This is a genomic window from Flammeovirga pectinis, assembly GCF_003970675.1.
Taxonomy (GTDB): Bacteria; Bacteroidota; Bacteroidia; order Cytophagales; family Flammeovirgaceae; genus Flammeovirga; species Flammeovirga pectinis.
The window spans coordinates 3,948,097-3,972,867 of the sequence record NZ_CP034562.1 but is presented as its reverse complement, the minus strand read 5'-3'; the positions used below and the strand labels follow the sequence as shown (position 1 = coordinate 3,972,867).

24 protein-coding genes and 2 tRNA genes are annotated in these 24,771 nt (G+C 32.7%); 18 read left to right on the top strand and 8 right to left on the bottom strand.

Going from position 1 to position 24,771, the window contains the following annotated elements; translation table 11 throughout:
• The first annotated feature begins 114 nt into the window (after positions 1 to 114).
• Positions 115 to 2,361 (top strand): S46 family peptidase, encoded by a 2,247-nt coding sequence (locus tag EI427_RS16110; protein ID WP_240655319.1) that lies wholly within the window; start codon positions 115 to 117, stop codon positions 2,359 to 2,361.
• A 256-nt stretch (positions 2,362 to 2,617) separates the two neighbouring features.
• Positions 2,618 to 3,214, top strand: a complete 597-nt coding sequence (locus EI427_RS16105; protein WP_126616643.1) for an NAD(P)H-dependent oxidoreductase — start codon at positions 2,618 to 2,620, stop codon at positions 3,212 to 3,214.
• A gap of 8 nt (positions 3,215 to 3,222) precedes the next feature.
• Here EI427_RS16105 and EI427_RS16100 read toward each other — a convergent pair whose 3' ends face one another.
• Together EI427_RS16100 and EI427_RS16095 are read right to left on the bottom strand one after the other, a co-directional pair.
• Positions 3,223 to 4,428: a transposase gene (locus EI427_RS16100; RefSeq protein ID WP_126613266.1), complete on the bottom strand. Its 1,206-nt coding sequence runs from the start codon at positions 4,426 to 4,428 to the stop codon at positions 3,223 to 3,225.
• A gap of 211 nt (positions 4,429 to 4,639) precedes the next feature.
• Positions 4,640 to 5,242, bottom strand: coding sequence for a NifU family protein (locus tag EI427_RS16095; protein WP_126616641.1), 603 nt, complete (start codon positions 5,240 to 5,242; stop codon positions 4,640 to 4,642).
• Between the two features lie 250 nt (positions 5,243 to 5,492).
• On the opposite strand from EI427_RS16095, the gene lipA reads away from it, so the two are divergent.
• From lipA to EI427_RS16080, 3 genes are all read left to right on the top strand, one after another.
• Positions 5,493 to 6,386 carry a lipoyl synthase gene (gene lipA / locus EI427_RS16090; RefSeq protein ID WP_126616639.1) on the top strand — a complete coding sequence of 298 codons (894 nt, stop codon included), beginning with the start codon at positions 5,493 to 5,495 and terminating at the stop codon, positions 6,384 to 6,386.
• 73 nt (positions 6,387 to 6,459) lie between these two features.
• Positions 6,460 to 6,690: a cytochrome b5 domain-containing protein gene (locus tag EI427_RS16085; RefSeq protein WP_126616637.1), complete on the top strand. Its 231-nt coding sequence runs from the start codon at positions 6,460 to 6,462 to the stop codon at positions 6,688 to 6,690.
• Positions 6,690 to 7,592, top strand: coding sequence for a DMT family transporter (locus EI427_RS16080; RefSeq protein WP_126616635.1), 903 nt, complete (start codon positions 6,690 to 6,692; stop codon positions 7,590 to 7,592). Before EI427_RS16085 ends, EI427_RS16080 begins: the two co-directional genes overlap by 1 nt.
• On the opposite strand, the gene EI427_RS16075 is transcribed toward EI427_RS16080, so the two are convergent.
• Genes EI427_RS16075 through EI427_RS16065 form a run of 3 tightly spaced genes read right to left on the bottom strand, consistent with a single transcriptional unit; the run spans position 7,579 to position 9,707 of the window.
• A complete protein-coding gene (locus EI427_RS16075) occupies positions 7,579 to 8,241 on the bottom strand; it encodes an ABC transporter ATP-binding protein (RefSeq protein WP_126616633.1) in 663 nt (220 codons plus the stop codon). The two genes, EI427_RS16080 and EI427_RS16075, sit on opposite strands and share 14 nt — an antisense overlap.
• Before the next feature lies 1 nt (position 8,242).
• Positions 8,243 to 9,241 (bottom strand): DUF4465 domain-containing protein, encoded by a 999-nt coding sequence (locus EI427_RS16070; protein ID WP_170178501.1) that lies wholly within the window; start codon positions 9,239 to 9,241, stop codon positions 8,243 to 8,245.
• Positions 9,231 to 9,707, bottom strand: coding sequence for a type I restriction enzyme HsdR N-terminal domain-containing protein (locus EI427_RS16065; RefSeq protein WP_126616629.1), 477 nt, complete (start codon positions 9,705 to 9,707; stop codon positions 9,231 to 9,233). Before EI427_RS16065 ends, EI427_RS16070 begins: the two co-directional genes overlap by 11 nt.
• Before the next feature lie 161 nt (positions 9,708 to 9,868).
• On the opposite strand from EI427_RS16065, the gene EI427_RS16060 reads away from it, so the two are divergent.
• The 11 genes from EI427_RS16060 to EI427_RS16010 all read left to right on the top strand — a co-directional run bounded on the left by EI427_RS16060 (position 9,869) and on the right by EI427_RS16010 (position 20,308).
• Positions 9,869 to 10,348 (top strand): hypothetical protein, encoded by a 480-nt coding sequence (locus EI427_RS16060; RefSeq protein WP_126616627.1) that lies wholly within the window; start codon positions 9,869 to 9,871, stop codon positions 10,346 to 10,348.
• 127 nt (positions 10,349 to 10,475) lie between these two features.
• Positions 10,476 to 10,548: transfer RNA gene (locus tag EI427_RS16055), tRNA-Gln, on the top strand.
• A gap of 29 nt (positions 10,549 to 10,577) precedes the next feature.
• Positions 10,578 to 10,650: transfer RNA gene (locus tag EI427_RS16050), tRNA-Gln, on the top strand.
• 92 nt (positions 10,651 to 10,742) lie between these two features.
• Positions 10,743 to 11,438 (top strand): hypothetical protein, encoded by a 696-nt coding sequence (locus tag EI427_RS16045; protein WP_126616625.1) that lies wholly within the window; start codon positions 10,743 to 10,745, stop codon positions 11,436 to 11,438.
• A 132-nt stretch (positions 11,439 to 11,570) separates the two neighbouring features.
• On the top strand, positions 11,571 to 12,692 hold the full coding sequence (locus EI427_RS16040) for a tetratricopeptide repeat protein (protein WP_126616623.1): 1,122 nt from the start codon (positions 11,571 to 11,573) through the stop codon (positions 12,690 to 12,692).
• Positions 12,693 to 12,727: 35 nt separating this feature from the next.
• The gene (locus EI427_RS16035) at positions 12,728 to 14,272 is read left to right on the top strand and encodes a YifB family Mg chelatase-like AAA ATPase (RefSeq protein ID WP_126616621.1); all 1,545 of its coding nucleotides are present in this window, start codon (positions 12,728 to 12,730) and stop codon (positions 14,270 to 14,272) included.
• A gap of 92 nt (positions 14,273 to 14,364) precedes the next feature.
• Positions 14,365 to 15,708: a Trk system potassium transporter TrkA gene (gene trkA / locus EI427_RS16030; RefSeq protein WP_126616619.1), complete on the top strand. Its 1,344-nt coding sequence runs from the start codon at positions 14,365 to 14,367 to the stop codon at positions 15,706 to 15,708.
• A 15-nt stretch (positions 15,709 to 15,723) separates the two neighbouring features.
• Positions 15,724 to 17,205, top strand: coding sequence for a TrkH family potassium uptake protein (locus EI427_RS16025; RefSeq protein WP_126616617.1), 1,482 nt, complete (start codon positions 15,724 to 15,726; stop codon positions 17,203 to 17,205).
• Between the two features lie 50 nt (positions 17,206 to 17,255).
• On the top strand, positions 17,256 to 17,864 hold the full coding sequence (locus EI427_RS16020) for a lipoprotein signal peptidase (RefSeq protein ID WP_126616615.1): 609 nt from the start codon (positions 17,256 to 17,258) through the stop codon (positions 17,862 to 17,864).
• A gap of 416 nt (positions 17,865 to 18,280) precedes the next feature.
• Positions 18,281 to 18,835 carry a YceI family protein gene (locus tag EI427_RS16015; RefSeq protein WP_126616612.1) on the top strand — a complete coding sequence of 185 codons (555 nt, stop codon included), beginning with the start codon at positions 18,281 to 18,283 and terminating at the stop codon, positions 18,833 to 18,835.
• 126 nt (positions 18,836 to 18,961) lie between these two features.
• Complete coding sequence (locus EI427_RS16010) at positions 18,962 to 20,308, top strand: hypothetical protein (RefSeq protein ID WP_126616610.1); 1,347 nt, start codon at positions 18,962 to 18,964, stop codon at positions 20,306 to 20,308.
• A 68-nt stretch (positions 20,309 to 20,376) separates the two neighbouring features.
• Here EI427_RS16010 and EI427_RS16005 read toward each other — a convergent pair whose 3' ends face one another.
• Positions 20,377 to 20,889: a lactoylglutathione lyase family protein gene (locus EI427_RS16005; RefSeq protein WP_126616607.1), complete on the bottom strand. Its 513-nt coding sequence runs from the start codon at positions 20,887 to 20,889 to the stop codon at positions 20,377 to 20,379.
• 125 nt (positions 20,890 to 21,014) lie between these two features.
• On the opposite strand from EI427_RS16005, the gene EI427_RS16000 reads away from it, so the two are divergent.
• Both EI427_RS16000 and EI427_RS15995 read left to right on the top strand, forming a co-directional pair.
• Complete coding sequence (locus tag EI427_RS16000) at positions 21,015 to 21,335, top strand: winged helix-turn-helix transcriptional regulator (RefSeq protein WP_126616604.1); 321 nt, start codon at positions 21,015 to 21,017, stop codon at positions 21,333 to 21,335.
• Between the two features lie 454 nt (positions 21,336 to 21,789).
• The gene (locus EI427_RS15995; protein ID WP_126616602.1) at positions 21,790 to 23,313 is read left to right on the top strand and encodes a DUF4625 domain-containing protein; all 1,524 of its coding nucleotides are present in this window, start codon (positions 21,790 to 21,792) and stop codon (positions 23,311 to 23,313) included.
• Positions 23,314 to 23,368: 55 nt separating this feature from the next.
• Here the strand turns inward: EI427_RS15995 and EI427_RS15990 are convergent, their stop codons facing one another.
• A complete protein-coding gene (locus EI427_RS15990; protein WP_126616599.1) occupies positions 23,369 to 24,070 on the bottom strand; it encodes a LytR/AlgR family response regulator transcription factor in 702 nt (233 codons plus the stop codon).
• 1 nt (position 24,071) lies between these two features.
• Entirely contained in the window at positions 24,072 to 24,662 is a 591-nt protein-coding gene (locus EI427_RS15985; protein ID WP_126616596.1) for a riboflavin synthase, read from the bottom strand.
• Positions 24,663 to 24,771 lie beyond the last annotated feature (109 nt).

Genomic DNA, 24,771 nt, shown 5'->3' with positions numbered 1-24,771 from the left:
GAATAAATTTAGTATAAGACAATGCAAATCTTGGACCTAATGTGATAAGTGCTATGTTTTTGGTAGAATTGTATTAGAATTATAAGATTTATTTACTAACCATATACTAGTGAAATGAGAAAAAGTCTATTATTTATCCTTGCATTGATAATGTCATCGCAAGTATTTGCCTCAGATCATGGTGTCGCTAAACCATTAGATGAAGGAATGTGGCTTCCTATGTTTGTATCGCGTTTAAATTACGTAGATATGAAGAAGGAAGGCTTAAAACTTACTGCAGAAGAAATTTACTCTGTAAATAACAGCTCTCTAAAAGATGCAATAGTCCACTTTGGTGGCTTTTGTACAGGTGAAATTGTTTCAGATCAAGGATTAATTTTTACAAATCACCATTGTGGATACGGAGGTATTCAATCTGTTAGTACTGTAGAAAATGATTACTTAACAGATGGATTTTTTGCAAAAAGCCATGATCAAGAAAAGCCAATTGACGGGTTATTCGTTCGTTTTTTACAACGCATGGATGATGTATCTGCTCAAGTAAACAAAGAGCTTGATGGCCTTACAGGAGAAGAGCGTGCTAAAAAAGCACAAGCTGTAATGGGTGAAATTAAAGCTGCGAAAGTAGAAGAATTAAATAACGATAGTTACGAAGTATCGGTAAAGTCATTTTTTGAAGGAAATGAGTTTTACATGTTTGTTTATGAACGTTTTGATGATATTCGCTTAGTTGGTAACCCACCTGAAGCTGTAGGTAAATTTGGTGGAGATACAGATAACTGGATGTGGCCTCGTCATACTGGTGATTTCTCTATTTTTAGAGTATATGCTAATAAGGAGAACAAGCCTTCAAAATATTCAGAAGATAACGTTCCTTACAAGCCTAAACATCATTTACCAGTTTCTATTGAAGGAGTTCAAAAAGATGATTTTGCTATGATTATGGGTTATCCAGGATCAACAGATCGTTATTTAACTTCTGAAGGTGTTAAGCAACAAATAGAAGTATTTAATCCACTATTTGTAGAAATGCGTGATGCTATCTTAAAAACATGGAGAAAGCACATGGATGCAGATCCTAAAGTAAGATTACAATATGCTTCTAAATATGCATCAACCGCAAATTATTGGAAATACTTTATTGGGCAAACCAAAGGTTTAAAACGCCAACATGTTATAGAGAAAAAACAAGCAGAAGAAAGCACATTTAATAAATGGGTAGCTTCTGATGGAACTAGAAAGAAAGAATACGGAGATGTAACGGAAATGCTGAAAGAGGGTTATGATGGTAAAAGAGATGGCCGTGTAGCAATGGTTCTTTTAACACAAGGTGGTTTCCGTATGGAGGCTGTTATGCAAGCAAGAAAAACAGCTCGTTTTGTGGGAGAAGCAGCAGATGAAAAAACATCAGAAGCATCGTTAAAAGCGGCAAAAGAAGCAGCATTAAGCCAAGCAGAAGGTTTCTTTAAAAACTATGATTATGCAACAGATAAAGAATTAGCTGTAGTATTATTAAAGAAATATAAAGAAGTATTATCTCGTCCGGAAAATAAAAACTTACCCGTTCCTGCTATTTATGAATTAATAGATAGAGAGTTTGATGGAGACTATGTAGCTTATGTAGAAAAGGCATATACTACATCTGTGTTTACAGATAAAGGTAGAATGGAAGCATTTATTAATGCTCCAACAATGGAAGGATATGAAGCAGATATGCTAACACAATTGCATAACGAGTTCTTCCAAGCATATATGGGTGTTGCTCAATCTGAACAAGAAGCAGAGTTAAAAGTATCTGATGGTAATAGATTGTACGTAAAGGGTATTCGTGAAATGAACCCAACAAAATCGTTCTATCCAAATGCAAATTCAACCATGCGTCTTACTTACGGACAGGTGAACGATTATATTCCTGGTGATGCAATGTTCTATGCATATTACACTACATCAAAAGGTTTGTTAGAAAAAGAAGATCCTAATAACCATGAGTTTATTCTGCCTAAAGCAGTAAAAGATGGTGTAGTAAAGAAAGATTTTGGTAGATATGCAGATCAAAATGGTGAATTACGTATCGCTTTTATTACTAATAATGATATTACAGGAGGTAACTCAGGTTCTCCAGTTATTAACGGAAATGGTGAATTGATTGGTTTAGCATTTGATGGCAACTGGGAAGCAATGAGTGGCGATATTTCTTTTGAGCCAGACTTACAACGTTGTATTAATGTAGATGTACGTTATGTACTTTGGATTATTGATAAAGTTTATGGTGCAGGAAACATTGTGAATGAAATGACAATTGTTGATGGTAAAAAGCCAAAAGGGAAACCTTATGAAACATTAATGCCTAAAAAGTATTAATAGATAGCAATATCATAAGTGAAATATATTTCTGTAAAAAGCATCGGGTGAAAGCTCGATGCTTTTTTTATTTTATAGCTAAAGCTTTTCTTTTTAAAATAGTATTTGATTGATAATCAATCCTCCTATTATCAAGATGTTTAAAATATACAATTTTATGATTCTTCTCTTACCGATTTTTGTATTAATAAATTCATTAAGCAATAAGGTTGCAATCATTAGCGAACACATTGCTTTAATTATAAAACAACTAGTAATGGAAAATATTTTGGATATTAATGCGGGGCAAAGTTATCTAGAATCTGAAGGAAGATTAAATCAATCAATTTCTGATTTAACGGTAGCTTATTTTGAAAAGGAAACAAATTTCGCTATTCAAAGAACAAATATTGAAAAAGGGTACTCAATTTTAGAAGAAATACAAAAGATAAGTTGGGCAGATATTATTATTTATCATACTCCTGTCTGGTGGTTCTCTGTGCCCAATAGTTTTAAGAAATACCTTGATGATGTAATAACAAAAGGGAAAGGAAAATTTTATGGATCAGATGGAAGATCATCTAAGTTAAATCCTAAATTAAATTATGGAAGAAGTGGGTTGTTATCTGATAAAAAATATATTCTAACTACAACTTGGAATGCACCGTTAGAAGCATTTGAGTTAGAAGAGGAATTTTTTAAAGGAAGAAGTGTAGATGATGGAGTAATGTATGGATTCCATAAAATGAATGAATACATTGGAATGAAAAATTTATTTACATATCACTTCTATGATGTAAATAAAAACCCACGTATTGAGATAGACTTTCTTAATTATGAAGAACTTTTAAATGACAATACTTCGGTAAAATAATATATTTTTCAAGCAGCAATTTGACCTAATTTTCGAATCATCTCAAATTGCTGTTTATTTTTTTCAACATCTACATCAATTCGAAATACACTAAAAATCTTTTTTAGTATTAACTCATTGAAATAGAGTGTTTTTATGTTAGCCATTGAAAAGGGTCCTCTTTCCTTTTTTTCTTGATTGATCCAATGAAAAGCCTTAGCAATTGAGACAGAAGTAAGTGCCATATTAGTATGAAAATGAATTTTATTTTTACTTATTCCTTGACAACCTGTAAGACTTGTATGCTGTTTTGCATCTCGAAAAAGAAATTCTATGTGAAAACGTAATCTGTAATAATTGAAAATTTGGAAGGCCTCTTGATTTAGATCTGTTGAAAAGAATATTTTTTGCTTGAGCTTTTGATTTTTAAATTGAACAAGTGCAATCATTACTTCTCTTTTTAAAGCAACGCTATAAATTTTTGCAGAGTACAAATAATATAAGTCTGTATCATCTTCTAACTGAAAAATATCGAGATCAATATTTTTCCAGTCTACTTTTCCGTTGAATTTTTTAGGTCTACCGCGTTTTCCTGTTTTTGGTCCTTCAAATAAATACCTTGCATTCATATCACCTCTAAATCGACTAAGTACAGTAAAGCCAGCCTCATCTAATGGTCGAACAAACTTTTCTTTTGCAAAATAAGCATCAGCTACAACATACTTAGAATGCGTCAATAATTGCTCTTTATGTGTAAGCAAAGTGGATGCATAATGGTCAACTAAACTCATGCCTTTCTCCTTTAATTCTGTAATTGAAGGCGTTTGGATTGCATCATAATGAAAGGCATTACGACTTTCTACATCAACAATTCCAATACCTGATAAATCCAATCCTTTTTGAGCTTTACCAGCACATCCGGACCAATATTTCCCTAAACCATAGGTTTTCTTACCACTTTTACTGAGGTAAACAGGATCGAAAGCTATTATTTTTTCATCACCACAATGTTCATTGATCAAATGATGATTAAATTCTGAAAAAGAAAAACCTGATTCGAAATTATTTCGGTAAGTTTTTTCACTATATGAACCATACCTTGATAACTGAAGAAAATTAATTTTCCCCTTGATACTCAAGAAGAGTATAAAACATTCTGTTAAAAAGTTGACTTTACTTTTTCTTAAGTCAGACATTTTTGATAATATTGGTCCTATGAAAGCTCTGCTTTCCATAATTAGCTGTTTTTTGTTGGTAGGACTTCAAAAATACAGCTTTTTATGTTTTATAGGGATTTTGAAAAAATTACCGAAGTATTGAAATGAACAAGTATTACTAAATATAGATACTCACCTACTAGCATTTTAACCAACTTAAATAAGAAAAAAATAAAAAGCTGCCTTAAAATAATGCATTCTAAGACAGCTTTTTATACTTTAAAAGTAATTAAACACCCTCTGCAACTACTTCAGTTACCTGAGGAACCATTCTTTTAAGAAGGTTTTCAATACTCATTTTTAAAGTAAATGTTGATGATGGACAACCGCTACAAGCACCTTGTAACAATACTTTTACTACACCAGATTCTTCATCAAAAGAATGGAATTTGATAGCACCTCCATCCATTTCTACTGCAGGTTTGATGTATTCATCAAGAACACCTTTAATCTTTTTGATTGCTTCAGAGTCTGCTGCTTCGATAATTGTTTCGTCAACATCCTCAAAGATTGGTTTTTCAGCCTCAAAGTATTCTAAAAGAAATTCTTTAAACTGAGGAATAACCTCCATCCATGCAATAGTATCGTCTTTTTTAGTAATAGTAATAAAATTACTCATGTAGAAGATACGATCTACGATATCGAATTTCTCAAAAATCTCTTTTGCAAGAGGAGAAACTTCTGCTTCTTTTACACTTGGGAAATCATAGCTTTCGCCTCCCTTTAATAACATGAAACTCAACATGAATTTCATAGAATTAGGGTTTGGATTAGCCTCTGTGTATATCGTTATATTCTGCTTTGGTCTGCCCGAAGTTGTTGAATTTTCCATCGCTTGTTATTTTTTTTATAAATTTTGAAGATTGTGTGTAATCACAATATTTGGCAAAACAAACATTTAGTAGATTCTAATCAAAACAAATTGATAAATGAAACACTAAATCAACTCAAAATTAACATAATCAGCGAAAAAAGATAAATATATCCTTTTTTGCACATCGTTTCGTTATTGTAAATCTAGTTCGTAAATTTGTAGCTGATTCTTATTATCATCGGGAATCACAACGAAAACGAAAAATTAAATGATAGAACTACCAGTAATCTCTTCGGAGAAAAAAGAAAAGCCTAAACGTAGGCCAGATTGGTTGCGTGTGAAGTTACCTATCGGGAAAGAATATGCAAACGTACGTAAGTTGGTAGATCAGCATAAGTTGAATACAATTTGCCAAAGCGGTAATTGCCCTAACATGGGTGAGTGCTGGGGCGAAGGTACTGCGACTTTTATGATTTTAGGAAATATATGTACACGTGGATGTTCATTCTGTGCAGTAGCCACAGGTAGACCAACTGAGTACGATACTGAAGAACCTGCTCGTGTTGCTGACGCCATCTTTAAGATGGAAGTGAAACATGCGGTAATTACTTCGGTAAACAGAGATGAGTTAAAAGATAGAGGTGCAGAAATTTGGTATCAAACAGTAATTGAGACTAAAAAAATATCTCCATCAACTACTATAGAAACTCTTATTCCTGATACACGTAAAAATTGGGATGCTCTTTACAGAATGATCGAGGGTGGTCAAGAAGTAATATCGCACAACATGGAAACAGTAAAAGAACTGTACCGTGCTGTACGTCCGCAAGGAAACTATGAGCGTTCTCTAGAACATATCAAACGTATTGTAGATGAAGGTCGTCGTTCTAAAACAGGTATTATGCTTGGTTTAGGAGAAACTGATGATCAAGTGTTTAAAATTATGGATGATCTTGCAGAAAGAGGTCTTCATGTTATGACATTAGGTCAGTACCTACAGCCTACAAAAATGCACCATGAAGTAATTGAGTATATCCACCCAGATAAATTTGATTTCTTTAGAGAAGAAGGTTTAAAAAGAGGTATCAAATATGTTGAATCTGGCCCATTAGTACGTTCATCTTATCATGCTGAACGTCACGTAAATGTTCCAATCAAATAATTTGACCTTAAGAATATAATAAAATGGCTTTGTGGTAGTTCTACAAAGCCATTTATTTTTTAGTAAAATAATAATGGAAAAGTACACTAGAGCACAATTAGCATTAAGAAACGGCGAAGATAAAGATGAAATATGGGTTGCCTATAAAGGTAAAATATATGATATGACAAACTCTCGTCTTTGGAGAAACGGTAAACATTACGAACATTGGGCTGGACAAGATCTTACACCAGAAATGAAAGATGCGCCTCATACAGAATTTGTATTTGATAAGTTTGAACCTTTTGCTGAGTTGGAAGATTAATGAAAAAAGTATCTAAAATTCAGGCTCACCTCTTTTTATTAGCGGCGTCGGTTATTTATGGATGTAATTTTATAATTTCTAAAATTGCTATGCCCGAATTTATAGGGCCTAAAGCCTTTATATTTTTACGTATTTTAGGTGGAGCATTTCTATTTTATTTATTGCATGCCTTTACGGTAAAAGAGAAAGTAACAGACAAGAAAGATTATATAAGACTTTTTTTTGCAGGTATGTTTGGAGCCTGTTTTAATCAATTAATATTTTTTGAAGGATTAGCAAAAACGAGTTCAATAAACGCATCTGTAATTGTAGTCTCCTCTCCTGTTATTGTATTAATATGTTCAGCTATTTTTCTTAAAGAAAAAGTAAACATTAAAAAAGTAATAGGTATTGCTTTAGGGCTTAGTGGTGCAGTATTAATGATTGGTTTAAATGGTATCGCTTTCCATTCAGGCTCTGTTGAAGGAGATATTATGGTATTAATAAACGCCTGTTTTTACAGTATTTATTTAGTAATTACAAAACCATTATTGGCTAAATATCATCCTTTTACATTAATGAAGTGGGTGTTTTTGTTTGCAATACCCATAGTAGCATTAATTACTTGGAAAGATGTTGAACAAACCAATTGGGTAGAGATTCCATCACATATATGGTTATCTATTAGTTATGTAGTAATTGGAAATACATTTTTAGCATACCTGTTCTATGCAATTGCTATGCAGACTGTGAATGCAAGTACTGCTAGTTTTTATATTTACTTTCAACCAATGATAGCGGGTTTTATAGCTGTATTTTTCTTAAATGAAGAGTTGAAAGCTGTACAAATAATAGCAGCTGTCTTTATATTTTTAGGAGTGTATTTGATTAGTGGAAAGAAGAAGAAAATTAATCAGTCTTAATCTTTCCGTCTTTTACTACAATTACTCTATCTGCTTTTTTAGCTAAGAGAGGGTCATGTGTAACAATCACTAGTGTTGTGTTATTTTCCTTATTCATTCTAAAAAGGAGGTTTTCTACATGAGCACTTGTTTTGTCATCTAAATTACCTGTAGGTTCATCTGCAAATAAAATTTTTGGATTGCTAACAAATGCTCTAGCTAGGGCTACTCTTTGTTGTTCGCCACCAGAAAGCTGAGTTGGGTAATGTTTTTCTCTTCCTTTTAAACCAACATCTTCTAATATATCAAGAGCATGTTTTTTTATGTTTGATTTGCCCTGTAATTCTAGAGGGGTCATTACATTTTCTAAAGCAGTTAGTGAAGGTAGAAGCTGGAAATTTTGGAAAATAAAACCAATTTTTTGATTCCTAACATCAGCTTTATCATCTTCTGATAATAAAGTTAGGTCTACATCATCTATAAAAACCTTTCCAGATGTAGGAATATCTAAACCAGCAGCTAAACCTAATAATGTAGTCTTTCCTGAGCCAGAAGCGCCTACAATAGCTACAGACTCACCGTGATTAATTGTAAAAGAAATGTCTTTTATTATATCGAGAGAGCCATTATCTGTAGTAAATGATTTTACTAAATTTTCTATTTTAAGCATCTTAATTTGGGTTGAAGTTTTGTTCAGATTCAACTAATAATAAGTTATCCAGACAGAATTTAGCTTCTAGATCTAATGCTCCAGTATCTTCATCTTTTTTAGTACAATTGATTGTAAAATTTAAACCTTTCACTTTACCTAAAGTATCTAAGTCTAATTTAGTCCATTTATTTACGGCTGTTGTACTTTCAGCTCCTCCAGTAATTAATGTAAAACTAGCAAGTTCTTTAGTTTGTTCGTTAGCACTATTAATTCCGCGAATTTCTAAAATGTATGTATCACCATTTTCAAAAAGTGTTTCTGCAGCTGTAACAACTAGTGGGCTATTTGCAATAGAAATACTTACAGGGTATAGTTCTGTATCAAAAATAAGATTCATGGTAGGGTCGCTTTGCTTCATTCTAGCAAGTCCATAATTACTACCAGATGGTACTCTAAGATAAGCACCGTATTTTTCATAATCGGTAGCTGACGATTCTGAGATATTTGAATAGCCGAAATTATAAAAATCATCTGAATTGTCCCCATCTACTTTTGGAGATGTATTTGGTAAAACTACATTACCTGTTGTAAAAGTAGTTGAAGAACCATCTGTAGCGTCTCCTACCCAGTATGAATTATCGCTAAGCGTTAAGTCATCAAAAAAGGCCATGTATTTAACAATTAATACTTCTATTTCAGCATAAGCATCAAATGCTACATTAGAAACAGAAAATCTTGCTTGTTTTACACCTTCGGTATCATAAGAAATACTGTCAGTAAGTAAAGAAGTACCTATAACTTGGTTATCTACTTCCCATTTATAGCTGTCTTTATCTGCTCCTATAGTTTTACTTTCGTACACAAATTTCTGTCCTTTAAGTAGTAGAGCTTGTGCCGTTGTAGGATCAACTCTAGGTTGAAGGATGGTAACCTCTAAACGAGGGCCTGATTCTTTATTGACGCCACAACTAAAAAATAGAGGTATTAACAGAAATGTATATAGACTTTTATTTATCATTCGAATTTTTATCATGTTGTTTAACATACTCCGGTAAAGGTATCTCTTTTAGAAAATCATAAGAAGAATTTTCGAAATTTATAGCACAAAAATAATGTTGTAAGCCATTTGTTATACCAATGTAAGGAGCTTTTATTGTTGCATTATATGCGGCAACTTGTTTAAAAGTTTCATTACTCAATTTAATAGAAGGTGCTTTACATTCTATTAATAAAAAAGGAGCTCCTCCTCTATCAAAAATTAATAGATCGGCTCTTTTCTGAATTTTATTAACTTTCAATCCACCTTCAATACCAACTAACCCTTTAGATATGCCCATGGAAAGTAACATCTGTAAAAATTGTTGCCTTACCCATTCTTCTGGAGTAAGTAACAACATTTTTTTTCTGATTGGATCAAAAATATATGTTTTACCCTCTTTTTGTTCTAAACGCACCTTAGATTTTGGCAAATTTAAGTCTTGCATATCTTTAAATTAAGTTTGAAGTAAAAATAGAAAGAAAGATGTGAAGAAAAAGACTGAACTTAAACGTAAATTGAGAAAGCACTAATAATTTATAAACGAAACTTTGAAAATTGCCATTGCGATCTTATCAAACACATATAGATAAAGAATCAAAATTCAACTTGTCAGAACAAGAAATTACTACTCAAAAGTATTATTACTCGTATAGTTATTTATACAATTGGGTTAACATTTCTGAAAATGATGATCTTGAATGTAAATTAGATACTTATTTTTTCTTAAAACTTTCTACGCTTTTTTTAGAGGTAAGTCTACCTAACACACACCGAAAATTCGAAAGAAAATATATAAAGTCTTTACATCTTAAAAAGAAGAAATTGATTTTACCTCTTCTGATTGGAGGCATTTGCGGACCTTTATCTTTAGTAGCAGGAAGTTCTGGAGCACTTTCTCTTTTTACAGGTTTATCTTTATTTATAGCAGCATCTTTTATTTTTTATTTAGGGTATGTAGGTACGTATCAATTACAGCTTAAAATGTTTGATGGTACAGAGAATCAGTTCTTTTTAGATTATAATGTTTCTGATATTCAGCGTTTTGTAAATAAATCTAATATAGAGATTAGAAACGGGTATAGATGATTATAGTAATGCGAAGGTTGTTTATTAAGATTTGTTTATGAAATATTTTTTCAAATAGTTTGGTGAATAAAAATAATCGACATACATTTGCATCGCATTTCAGAGAAATAGTTCTCAAAAAAAAGATTGTCCGATGGTGTAATTGGCAACACGTCTGTTTTTGGTACAGAAGAGTCCAGGTTCGAGACCTGGTCGGACAACAATCTACCGAGACGTTTTTCTGAAATCTTGTCCGATGGTGTAATTGGCAACACGTCTGTTTTTGGTACAGAAGAGTCCAGGTTCGAGACCTGGTCGGACAACAAAAAGCTTTACTGAACTTCTCGGTAAAGCTTTTTTTTTGCTTTCTATTTCTATATTTGTAAAATAGAATAGTATTTAAATACCTACTAACATGTCAAAAAGAATATTTAGGTTCGTAACAACGATTGCATTTGTATTTAGTCTTTCTACTACATATGCACAAGAAACTGCAGGTTCAAGCACTTCTACGTCAACTGCTACGGCGCAGAAAACAACAAAAACCGCTGTTAAACCAGCTGCACCTGTAGACAATACCCTTCATGGCAAATACACGTATATGTCAAAAAGAGGTGGTAGATGGAAAGAATACCGTATGATTAAGCAAGAATGGCTTAATGATTATTGGTCTATTGTAGATGACTCTCTACAAATAGCTTATAAAGATGCAGCAGCTGCTCGTTTAGAGACAGACCAAGCACAACAAGAAGTTAAAGAGATGGAAGCTCGTTTAGGCGAGAAAGACAGACTTATTGAATTGGGTGATTATATCCAATTGATGGGAATTGATATGCCAAAGTACTCTGTACTTTATACAGCATTTACTGTAATTGCTGTATTAGTAATTGTATTGATTGTCTTTTTAATAAGATTCCAAGCAAATAATCAAGCAGTAGTAACAATTAAAAAAGATCACGACAGTATTGAAAGTGAGTACGACGAGTTTAGAACTCGTGCTCAAGAAAGAGAAATGCAGGTTCGTAGAGAATTGGTTACTGAAAGAAATAAAGGTGAAGAATTGAAGAAAGAGTTAAGTGTTCTCAGAAAGAGAGAAAATAAACTTTCATAATCATTACTTTATCAAAAAGAAAAGCTCACTTCTTCCCCAAAGTGAGCTTTTTTTTATGCGATCAATTTTAAAATCAAAAACTTTTCTCAATTTTTACAATCTCCAAAGTAATAAACGATTTAAGGTGTAAAAATGTCGAAGTACCATTATATATTAATATTTATCCTGATTTCATCTTTTGGTTGCCAAAAAGAACAAGATACCTTAGAGGGCCTTGTTGATGCTACAGCTCATGAAGATGAATTTTTTGATAAGCAGTTATCATTCTTGGATAAATTGGTTTCGAACGATCCTGATAATCCTGCATTGTACTTTTCTAGAGGTTCAGTTCAACTTCGTAAGAAAGAATACGGTAGTGCTTTAGAGAATGCTGAAAAAGCAATACAAATAGATAGTACAAATGGAGAGTTTTACTTCTTAAGTGCGTCTTCTCATTATTTTTTAGGGAATATGAGGAGTGCAATTTTGAATGGAGAAAAAGCAATACGTTTAGGCTATAAGCATCCTCATTTAAAAACGTTTATTGGTGCTTCTTTTAATAATTTAGAGCAACCTGATAGTGCTTTATTTTACTTAAAGTCTTCTATATTAGAAGTTCCTCAGAATAACATGACTTACAGGTCTATTGGAAAGTCGTATGCATTGAAAGGAGACTTTGCACGCTCATTAAAAAATTACAGAAAATCTATTGAGATCTTACCAACAGATACAATGTCTTATGTTGGGATAATAGAGCAATCGATTAAATCAAAAAATATACCTTTAGCAAAAGAGACTTTAACTATTGCTATGGGATTACAGTTAAAATCAACAGCAATTAATTATGAGAATGCCTATTTATTAGCATCAGAAGGGCTTATTGATAGTGCTATTGTAATTCATCAAACTATTTTAAAAGAAAAACCTACTTATTGGAAATCATCTAAAGAATTAGGAAGACTTTATAGAAAAAAGAGATTGCCTTTAGAAGCCAATAGAGTATTTTTAGAAGGATTAAAATTAGATCCTGAAATAAAAGAATTATGGTATGAGCTGGGTTTAACACAACAATATTTCTTTAAAAATTATACAGAAGCTAAAAAAGATTTTGAAAAAGCTTTAGACATCGATCCTTTGTATAAAGATGCTAAAGTTGCATTATCTAATCTTAGAGCAACACTTAGGAGGTTATATGCACCTCCAGTTATTACTACAGATGAATCTTCGGAAACAGAAAGTCAAGCAATTGACGATGATGATGGTTTATCTTTATAAAATTATACTTTCGCTAAAACGATTCAACAACAACTATGATTTCTAAAACTTATGGAAGTTCAGTCTATGGAGTAGATGCTACGCTCATAGAGATTGAAGTAAATGTACTTAACGGAAAAAATCTATACGTGGTGGGAATGCCAGATAGTGCTATTAAAGAAAGTGAGCACCGTGTAGAATCTGCTGTAAAACATTTTGGTTATGTAATTCCAAGACAAAAGGTTTTGGTAAATTTAGCACCTGCCTCTGTTAAAAAAGAAGGAGCTGCCTTTGATTTACCCATTGCGTTGTCTATTCTTCAGGCATCTGAACAAATTGGAGCTAAAGAATTGGACAATTATGTGATTTTAGGAGAGCTTTCTTTAGACGGTAAATTACGTCCTATTAAAGGAGCTTTACCCATAGCTATAGAAGCTAGAAAAAAGGGTTTTAAAGGATTTATCCTCCCAAAAGAAAATGCTAAGGAAGCTGCTATCGTAAATAATCTTGATGTTATTGCCGTAGAAAGTTTATTAGAAGCTATTGAGTTTGTTCAAGGTGATAAGGAAATTACTCCTTTAAAAATTGATACAAGAGAGCTGTTTTCAGATACTTTAAATGATTATGAAGTTGACTTTTCTCAGGTTCAAGGACAGGAGAATATGAAAAGGGCATTAGAAATTGCAGCTGCAGGTGGACATAATGTGATTATGATTGGACCTCCAGGTGCTGGTAAAACAATGTTAGCAAAAAGACTAGCAACCATATTGCCCTCATTGACATTACAAGAATCTCTAGAAACAACTAAAATACATTCTGTAGCTGGAAAATTAGAAGAAAATGCTCATCTAATATCTACAAGACCTTTTAGATCTCCGCATCATACTATTAGTGATGTTGCTCTAGTAGGTGGAGGTGGAATTCCACAACCAGGAGAAATATCATTATCGCATAATGGGGTTTTATTTTTAGATGAGTTACCTGAATTTAAAAGAACGGTACTGGAAGTAATGAGACAGCCACTAGAAGAAAGACAGGTAACAATCTCAAGAGCTAAAATGTCTGTTGATTTTCCCGCTAACTTTATGCTTATAGCAAGTATGAACCCATGTCCATGTGGATACCATAACCATCCAGAAAAAGATTGTATTTGCCCTCCAGGAGCAGTACAACGTTATTTAAATAAAGTAAGTGGACCTTTATTGGATAGAATAGATTTACATGTTGAGGTAACGCCTGTTTCTTTTGATCAAATGACAGAGACAAAAGAAGCAGAAAGCAGCCAAGAAATTCGTGAAAGAGTAATAAAAGCGAGAGAAATTCAGAAAGAACGTTTTACAGATCAGTCTACAACTGTACATTGTAATGCCATGATGCCTTCTCAGGTTGTAAAAAAAATATGCGGTTTAGATCCTTTAGGAAAAAATCTTCTAAAAGCAGCAATGGACAGGTTAGGTCTTTCTGCACGTGCTTATGATAGGATTTTAAAGGTTTCTAGAACAATTGCAGACCTTGCAGGTAGTGAAAAGATACTTGCAGAGCACATTGCAGAGGCAATTCAGTACAGAAGTTTGGACAGAGATAATTGGGCAGAAGGTTAAAAATTGCTTGTAAACAAAAAATCAGACTATATTTGCCTTAATATTTCCATAACATTGGAAAAGTTGATTCTAACATCAAAGTGTAAATAACTGTGAAAATCATAATCGCTGGTGCTGGAGATGTAGGGTTCCACTTAGGAAAACTACTCGCACACGAAGATCACGATATAACTCTTATCGATACAGACGAAGAAAGTCTTAATCATGCGGCAAATCATATTGACGTTGCTACAGTTAAAGGTTCGTCTACTTCTTTTTCTGTTTTAGAAGAAGCAAAAGTAAGCAAGTCTGACATGCTTATTTCTGTAACCTCATCTGAAGAAACCAATCTTATAACTGCCATGGTAGCAAAAAGATTAGGTGCTAAGAGGACTATTGCGCGTATAAATAACAGTGAACTCCTACATTCTAGAGATATATTAGATATGCGTAGAATGGGTGTAGATGAAATGATTTCGCCACAGTTGTTAGCAACAAAGGAAATTAAAAGATTACTAAAAGAAGCCGCAATTACAGATACTTTTGAGTTCGAAAAAGGTTTACTTTCTCTAATAGGTATTACTATTGATGAAGAAAAACCTCTTTGCGGTAAGACTTTAGAAGAAACTACTTATTTAAATAAAGACTTTAAGTTCTTAACAGTAGCTATTCTTAGAAATGATGAAACATTAATTCCAAGAGGAGATACTCGCTTTCAACTTGGAGACCATGTATATTATATTGCTAAGCCAGAAGGTGTAGAAAGTGTTCTTCAGCTTACAGGTAAAAAATTATCAAAGAAAATTAAGCGTTTGATAATTCTTGGTGGTGGTAAAGTTGGTTTTTATGCCGCTAGATCATTAAGTCATAAATATAATGTTGTATTAATAGAAAAGGATAGAGACAAAGCAATAGAATTGGCAGAGGAACTTCCAAATACATTAGTTATACATGGCGATGGTAGAAACGTAGATCTTTTAGAGGAAGAAGGAATTGATACTGCTGATGCTTTTATTGCAGTTACTGGCGACTCAGAGACAAATATTATTACATCTCTAGTTGCAAAGAAACACGGTGTTCAGAAAACGATTGCCTTAGTAGAGAATATGGATTATATTCATTTATCTCAAAATATGGGTGTGGATACTTTAATTAATAAAAAACTTATTGCAGCAAGCTTTATTTTTAGATATATCAGAAGAGGAGAAATTATTTCTTTAACAAACGTTCATGGCGTGGATGCTGAAGTTTTAGAATTTGTGGTGAATGAAAATTCTCCTGTTACTAAAAAAGAGTTGAAAGATTTAGGTTTCCCTAAGTCGGCAATTATTGGAGGGGCAATCCGTAAAGGAAAAGCATATATTCCTAAGGGTGATTTCCAATTTGAACCATATGATAGGGCTGTGGTACTTACACGACCTGAATGTATCTCTAAAGTGGAAGCTTTCTTCCGTTAATAAAGAAATTTTAAGATGGCAGACTACGTACAGCGTAAAAATCATTTCAATATTGGACTGATTGCTAGAATTATGGGGATTCTAATTCTTCTGAATGGAATCTTTATGTTTACTTGTTTACCCTTTTCTTTTTATTTTGGAGATGGTGATTGGTGGGCACTTACAGAAGCAGGGTTAATAACTGTGCTTTCTGGAGGTTTAATTATGTTCTATGGCGAACGTAAAGGATATAAAAAGGAAATTAAGAAAAAGGATGGTTATATTATTGTGTCGCTTGGGTGGACGGTAATGGCATTTTTTGGAAGTTTACCTTATCTTTTTAGCCTAGAAAATCCATCGCTTACAAATGCATATTTCGAAACAATTTCAGGATATTCTACAACAGGAGCGTCAATTCTAACAGATATTGAATCTGTTGGTAAAGGTATTTTATTTTGGAGAAGCTTAACCCAATGGATTGGGGGAATGGGGATTATAGTTTTGGCAGTTGCTGTATTACCGTTTTTAGGAATTGGTGGTATGCAATTATTTGTAGCCGAAGCTCCCGGAATATCTCCAGATAAATTACAACCAAGAATAAAAGAAACAGCCAAACGTTTGTGGTGGGTGTATGCTGGTTTAACAGGTATAGAAACAATCCTTTTGATGACAGGGGGAATGAACTTCTATGATGCTATAAACCATGCATTAACTACAATGGCAACAGGTGGTTTTTCTACTTATAACGATAGTGCTGCATCAATGTCTCCATACATTCAATATATACTTATTGTATTTATGATTTTGGCAGGTACTAACTTTACGTTGAACTACTTTTTGTTTAAAAGAATGTTCAAAGCTATTTGGACCAATGAGGAGTTTCGTTATTATGCAGGAATTATTATATCAGCGTCTCTTGCAATTGGTGGTGTTGTTGCTTTTTCTTCTGATTTAACTATCGAGAAATCTTTTAGAGATGCACTGTTTCAGGTTGTATCAATTATAACGACAACGGGATATGTTTCTGCTGATTATACAGCGTGGGCACCTTTTGCAACCATGATAATATTTGTATTAATGTTTTGTGGTGGTATGGCAGGGTCTACTGCCGGTGGTGTAAAGATTGTTCGACATATCATTTTATTTAAAAATTCATTCATAGAATTAAAAAGACAATTACACCCCACAGCAATTATTCCTGTAAGGTTTAATAAAAAAGCAATTAAAGAAGGGATTACATTTAATGTTCTTGCTTTTATTATGGCCTATTTATTGATCTTTGGATTGGGTATATTAGTAATGTCTGCTTTAGGTGTTGACTTAATGACTTCTTTAGGAGCAGTTGCAACGTCTTTAGGGAATATCGGCCCAGGTATTGGTACTGTTGGTCCGGTAGATAATTTTGCACACTTACCAGATGCTGCAAAATGGATATTATCATTTTTAATGTTGCTAGGTAGACTTGAACTGTTTACAGTAATGATTATCTTCACACCTTATTTTTGGAGTAGATTTTAATCTAGAGAATAAAAGAATACATAATTAGAAAATTACGGAGTAAAAAACCGATGGGAAATACAAAAAAATTAAGCCTAACAACAATATATAGTGTTGCCATATTTGTAATTGCTATAGACCAATTAAGTAAACTATTGGTCCATAATTTTATGGAAATGGGTACTCTAGGAGAGGTGCATGTAATAGGAGATTGGTTTAGATTACATTACCTATTAAACCCAGGTATGGCTTTTGGAATGCAGTTTGGGAATGAATATGGAAAGCTATTACTAACACTTTTTAGAATTCTAGCTTCTGGAGGTATTGTTTATGCAATTTATTCACTGTATAAAAAGGATACTACTCATTTAGGTTTCTTAGTTTGTATTTCTATGATATTAGGTGGGGCAATAGGTAATGCTGTGGATAGTATTTTCTATGGTGTTTTGATAGAAGGGAACGTTATTCCGGGGTCTTCAACACCTTGGTTCCATGGGCAAGTAATTGATATGTTATATTTCCCAATGGTTGAAGGGAATTTTCCTTCTTGGATTCCTGCTTTAGGTGGAGATCATTTTCTGTTTTTTAGTCCTGTATTTAATATTGCAGACTCAGCAATTTTTCTTGGCGTTGCTTTTATTCTAATTTTTCAGAATCGTTTTACAGAAAACGAGAACTAATTTTTTTAAAAGAATAACAAAGTAGTTGTATGGTTTAAGTTGAAGTAAATTAAATACGTATTTAGTACTAATTCAACTTGTAATTTGAAAGCATAACCAAAAGTTACGTTATAAAATTTTAATATATAGTTGGTTAAAAGGTACTTTATAAGTAGATATTTTAACTGTACAATTACGTAATGGTAATGAATATCATTATAACTATTTGATTAAAATCATTTTGAAATTATTGATTTTGAAAATCACAAATTAATTCACATTCATTCGTTTTTGTTTACCCTTACTAACTATAATTATTACCTGTATTGTTTTTCAATGTTATAAATTGCAAGTGCATTACAAGGTTAACACCTACTACTTCATTAGCTACTAATATCAATTAATAGAATTTATCACCTAATATTATCTACAGAACAATGAAAAAATCATTATTATCTACATTTTTAATAGTTTCACTATTTTCAACATTAACTTTTGCACAATCAAGAGAAATCTTAAATGACAAAAGTGAAGTAAAAGTTGAAGGAACTTCTTCTTTACATGATTGGCACTGTGACGTTGAATCAATTTCTGGTTCAGCAGATGTAAGTGTTGAAGGAGATAAAGTTACAGCCGTAAACACATTAGATCTTACTTTTGTTGTAAAAAGCTTAAAGTCTGGAAAAGGATCTATGGATAAGAACGTTTACGCAGCTTTAAAAGAAAAAAACAATCCTAATATTACGTTTAAGTCATCAAAAGCAACAATTGATGCAAACGGTGTTGTTTCAGCAGAAGGTCAATTAACGATTGCTGGAGCATCTAAAAACGTTACGTTAACAGCTCAATCATCAGTTGAATCTGGTGTAGTGTCTTTTAAAGGTAAAACTACTTTTAATATGACAGAGTATTCAGTAGAGCCACCAACAGCAATGTTTGGCACAATTACTACAGGAGATGAAGTAACGATCGTTTACAACGTATCTATCTAAGCAATAAGAAAATTATCTACAATAATATAAGTTTATTAGTTCTGGTTACGTGTAATTTAGAATATTAATTTACTTATTAAATCTACTTAATTAATTCCTAACTAATTGGAATAACTTTTATCAAACATGAATAATCTTTACAAATTTACTGGAGTAATTGCTTTACTTCTTACAATGTTTGCAGGTAACGCATCTGCACAAAGTACACTTTTCAACAGAGATCTTCAATACTTCAGATACAATGACCAAAGAGGTCTAAATGTATTCGAAACAACTAAATCTGATACTGTTGGATTTGATGGTGTTAAAGTACGTGTTGGTGGTGACTTTGCTTTACAAATGCAAGGTTTACAACATAGTAACACTATGGGTAACCTTCAAGACATTCACACAAATGTTAACCTTCCAACTGCCAATTTAAGAATCGACGCTCAGTTAGCAGATGGTGTTAGAGTAAACTTATTAACTTACCTTTCTTCTCGTCACCACAATGATACTTGGGTAATGGGTGGTTATTTACAAGTTGATAACTTGAACTTCTTAAACTTGAACTCTCAATTAGCTGATGATATCATGGATATCGTTACTATTAAAGTAGGTCAAATGGAAGTAAACTATGGTGATCAGCATTTCCGTCGTACAGACAATGCTTACACAATGGGTAATGCTTTTATTGGTAACACAATTATGGATGCATTTGCTACTGAAATGGCAATGGAAATGTATGCTCAGAAAAATGGTTTCATTGGTATGTTCGGTTTATCTAACGGAGCATTAAACCAAGGTGTGACACACACAGGTAACTGGTCTGTATATGGTAAACTTGGTTACGACAAACAACTTAATGATGATTTAAGAGTTCGTTTAACAGGATCTTACTACCATAACTCTAACTTAGACAACTCTAACCTTTATGCAGGTGATAGAGCTGGTTCTAGATTCTACAACGTGATGGTTCCTACTGGAGATGATTTCAGATCTGGTCGTGCTAACCCTAACTTCACAAATAACATTGATGCGGTTATGTTGAACTCATTTGTTAAGTTCCGCGGTTTAGAATTCTTCGGTACTTATGAGAACTCTCAAGGTTTATCAAAAGGTGAAGTATCAGCAGATCCAAACATGAGTAACAGAACTTGGGAACAATTAGCAGGTGAATTAGTTTACCGTTTTGGTCATCAAGAACAATTTAATGTAGGTGCTCGTTACAATACAGCTTGGGGTACTAATGCTGCTGAAGCAGGTGCTTTTGAAGATGGTACTGCATGGAGTGTTGGACAGCAAGATGTTCGTCAAAACCGTTACGAGCTTTCTGCTGGTTGGTTCATGACTAAGAACGTATCTTTAAAAGGTTCATACATCAAACAAACGTATGAAGACTATGATAACTACTTAGGAACTGGTTCTACTAATGCAAACTTCGCAGGTGGTCAGTTTGATGGTTTCATGTTAGAGGCAGCAATTAGCTTCTAATTAGAACTTAAAATATATACAATTAAGAGGTCATTTCCTATGGGAAGTGACCTCTTTCTTTTTATCAACTATTCTGAATAAGCTCCAGAAGAATAGGTTAACTCATAACTATGCGTGTAGATTTCGAAAACTATTCCAAATGGATCTTCAACATAGACCATTTTATAAGGTTTTGAATCAGGGTAATATTCACGAATTGGCATTCTTTGTTTACCACCTGCAGCAACAATTTTCTCTGTCAATTCCTCAATGTTAGGATCTTGAACACAGAAGTGAAATAAACCTGTATTGAAAGGATCAAACTCAGGTTTTTCAGCTTTTGTAGTAGGGAATGAAAACAATTCAATACCTATTCCATCTGAAGTAGATAAATGAGCAATTTTAAACGTTCCCCATCCAGTACCAAATACATCTATACACATTTGGCCAATAGCAGTATCACTTTCTTCTGTAACGTCTGAAGGAGGCATAATAACATACCATCCCATAATTTCAGAATAGAATTTTACAGCTTTCTCAATATCCGGTACAGTAATACCAATATGAGAAAATGATCTTGGATAACTTTCTTTTTTATTCATACTATTTTCTTGATTATCTTTATCACAAAATTAAATATAGATATGCTGTTAATCAATACCTTACAAAATAGTAAGGTAGTTACCAAAAGGTGTGAATTACTGAGTATTAGACAAATAAAAATAAGATGATTAATAAAAAATATGAATGCTCTCTACGTTTAACAATGGATTTGATAGGAAATAAATGGAAACCATTGGTTTTATTTCATCTTTTAGAAGGAGGCCAACGTTCTGGTGAGCTTCAGAAAACAATTCCAGAAGTATCCAATAAAATGTTTACCCAAACAGTAAGAGAGTTAGAAGAAGATAACTTAGTAAAAAGAACAGTGTACGCAGAAGTTCCTCCAAAAGTAGTTTATGAGTTAACAGACCTGGGTAGATCATTAGAAGGGATACTTATATCTATGGATTTATGGGGAAAGGAAGTGATAGAAAAACAAAAATAAATGTATTATTGAAATAGCAGATGAATAGAAAAAGTGATCAAAAAAAAGAAGGCTAGTTTTAAAAAAACTAGCCTTCTCCAAGCTCTCTCTTCAATCTATTCATCTGACTTCTATGCTGCTTAACATAGTTACTCTTTAAATGACTTGTTTTACTACTAGAGTAGTTCAACATTGTTGTCATTAATTTCTTTCTACAATACAAACATCAAGTTTTTTTTAAATTAAATGAAGGTATTTATGCTTTTTAATGTTATAAGCCTCAGTTTACCATTATTTTAAGAGTTATATCAAAAAATTAATTAAAATTTATAATGCTGTTACCTTTCTGATTCTATTTTATAACGATCATTTTAAATACATCTTTTAAAAATTAAATTTTTACATTGTACAAGTAAATGTTATTAACTCTGATTAACATTTATTAAATTGCACGACGACTAACTGAAATAATACTATGAAACTTCAAAATGTTGCCTTATATATATTGTTTTTAACCGGATTTATCTCTTGTATAGCTTTAGAAGATGATTTTAGTCCGTCTATATCTTCAGATTCATTTCTGAATGATACCTATTATTATAAAGACTCTTTTCAGTTGAACATAACTTTTACTGATAATGTGTTAATTGAGGAAGCTCAAGTAACAATTGGTAAAGTAGATGCATCTTTAGACTCTACTGATTTAGAGTTTACATTTGATTCAGTTTTTACAACTCAAGCAAGGTTATTAATATTAGACTCAGCAATCCTGATTCCGGCTTATGTTTCTACTGGAGAGTACTTCTTAGCGTTAAGAAATACGGATACTGGAGGAAATATAATTGCAGATACAACTTATTTTATGGTTGGTACAGATACATTATCACCTTCTTTAAGTGATTTAACTGTGATGTCTGCCATAGAAGGAAATCAAGAAAATACAGCGTATTGTAGAGGAGAATACTTAGCACTGAGCGGTCTTATTTCTGATAATATTGGAATTAATAAAGTTGGTGTACAAATAGGAACATCTTCTCCAAGATATTTTCTAGCCGATGGTGAAAATATAACGTTAGAATCAATTGTAGAAAATCAGATCTTTATTTCTGATAGCTTAGCAAATGGTGTTTATGACCTTACAATATCTATGGAAGATGTGTTTGGTAATGTAAAAACAGAAGTACAGTCTATTAATGTTAATTGTGATGATGTTCCAGCTCAGTTTGTTTCTTATGCAGAAACGAATGGAATAGAGATTCCTTCTGATAGAGTTGTATTAATGTTTCCGGGTGAAAACTTTAGTCTTTCAAGTCTTATTTTTGAAGATGAAGGAGGGTTAGATTCTATGCGCCTAGAAGTATCATATATTAGCGTTCCAAGTGCTGTTGGTAGTGCTGGTACAGTTGTAGAAGCTCCTGTTGTTAATTTAGCTTTAGATGGAGCAACAACTGTAGACCTTGCAACTTTAACTACATTCAACTTTGGTTTTAATCAAACAGGAGTAGATGCAGGAGAAACTATTTTTGTAAATGTGAAAGTGAAAGATCAGGAACAAACATGGGATAACGCATCCTTCTTTAGGTTCTCTTTGGTTGCTAGAGAAGATTTAGCACCATCAATTAATATTACAGATTTAATATTTAATGAGTCGAAAGAGTATATTCCAGAAAATACCGTTCAGGAGTTAACGCTAACAGAAGATTTAAATATAAGTATTGAAGGTAAAGTAGACGAGAATGTTGGCTTATCATCTATAACATATACTTTTACAGATGATTATGGCTATAATGCTCCAATGACATCTACATTTACAGATTTTACAACCTACCCAGTAGATTTAGGCGTAATGTTCGGAAATGTGAGTTTCCCAATACGTCAATCATTAGATCATGAAGGCGTATTAATATATACCTTAGAAGTAGTAGCTACCGATATAAAGGGACAAGTAGACACAGTAACTTATAATTTTAGTGTAAACTACTCTCAACCGGGTAGATAATTAGAAAAGTTACTTTGTGTTTTTGATATAAAAAGAGATTTCCTCTCAAGATTGACTATAAGAAGTTCAATTTTGAGAGGAAATTACTTTTATAAGAGTTTCCAATAGGAATACTTTTTTGAGGCATAACAATCTGCATGTCTTCAATAGTAGTTATCTTATCAAGATTAGCGATGTAAGAACGATGCACCCTAATAAAATTTTCTGGAAATTTCTTTTCCAAAGCTTTCATTGTGGAATGCACAATATATTTTTTATCCTTAGTATTAATCAGCATATAATCTGATAAAGCTTCTACAAAAAAGATTTCACTAAGAGCAAGTTTTACAATCTTATGATCAGCCTTTACATAAAGAATATCATCGCTACTATTTTCAACTAATTTTTGATCACTATCTTCTATTGATAATTTAGCTTTTTCAACTGCCTTAAGAAATCTAGGATAAGTAATCGGTTTAATCAAATAGTCGGTAAGATTGTATTCATACGCTTCAGCCCCGAAGTCTCTTCTTCCTGTAATAAGAATTACCTCTGGGAGCTTCTCTAGTGATTGTACTAGCTCAATTCCTGTCATTTGAGGCATCTCTATATCTAAAAAGAGAAGGTCTACGGGTGTGTCTTTAAGAACGTCATAAGCAGATACAGCATTATCAAACTCACCACTAAGTTCTAAACCTTCGGTGCGTTTAATAAAGTCACGTACTACCATACGAGATACTTCTTCGTCATCAACTATAAGACATTTAAGATTGGTCATATTATAGATCCAATGTTTTTAACTTTTGAATGTACTTACCTAATATATCAAATTCTAAGTTAATTTTAGTGCCTTTTTCAATTTTATGAAAATTAGTATGCTCAAATGTGTAAGGAATTATTGCTACACTAAACTGACCTTTGGCATCATCGACCACAGTTAAACTTGCTCCATTTACACAAATAGAACCTTTTTCAACAGTGAAATTTTTTGTTGATGGATCGTATTGGAAAGTAAATCTCCAGCTTCCTTGTTCATCAACAACGCTAATACATTCACCAATTTGGTCTACATGTCCTTGAACAATATGTCCATCAAATCTACCATGCGAAGGCATGCTTCTTTCTAGGTTCACTATATCGCCAACTTTCCAATCGCCAAGGTTTGTTTTTTGTAAAGTTTCATGAATTGCCACAACCTGATGTTTGTTGTCTTCTATGTGTGTAACAGTTAGACATACACCATTATGTGCAAGACTTTGGTCAATTTTTAATTCTTTTGATAGGGGAGATTCAACAGTGAAAATTGTATTTTCTTTGTCTTTTTGGATATCTACAATGTTACCAATTGCTTCGATTATTCCGGTGAACATATATTATGATGGTTTAATTATTATTACGACACAATTTAGTCATTTTTAATAATAGAACTTTTAATTTTGATTTGTTATTCATTAAAGAATTAGAAAAATAGTTTTCTAA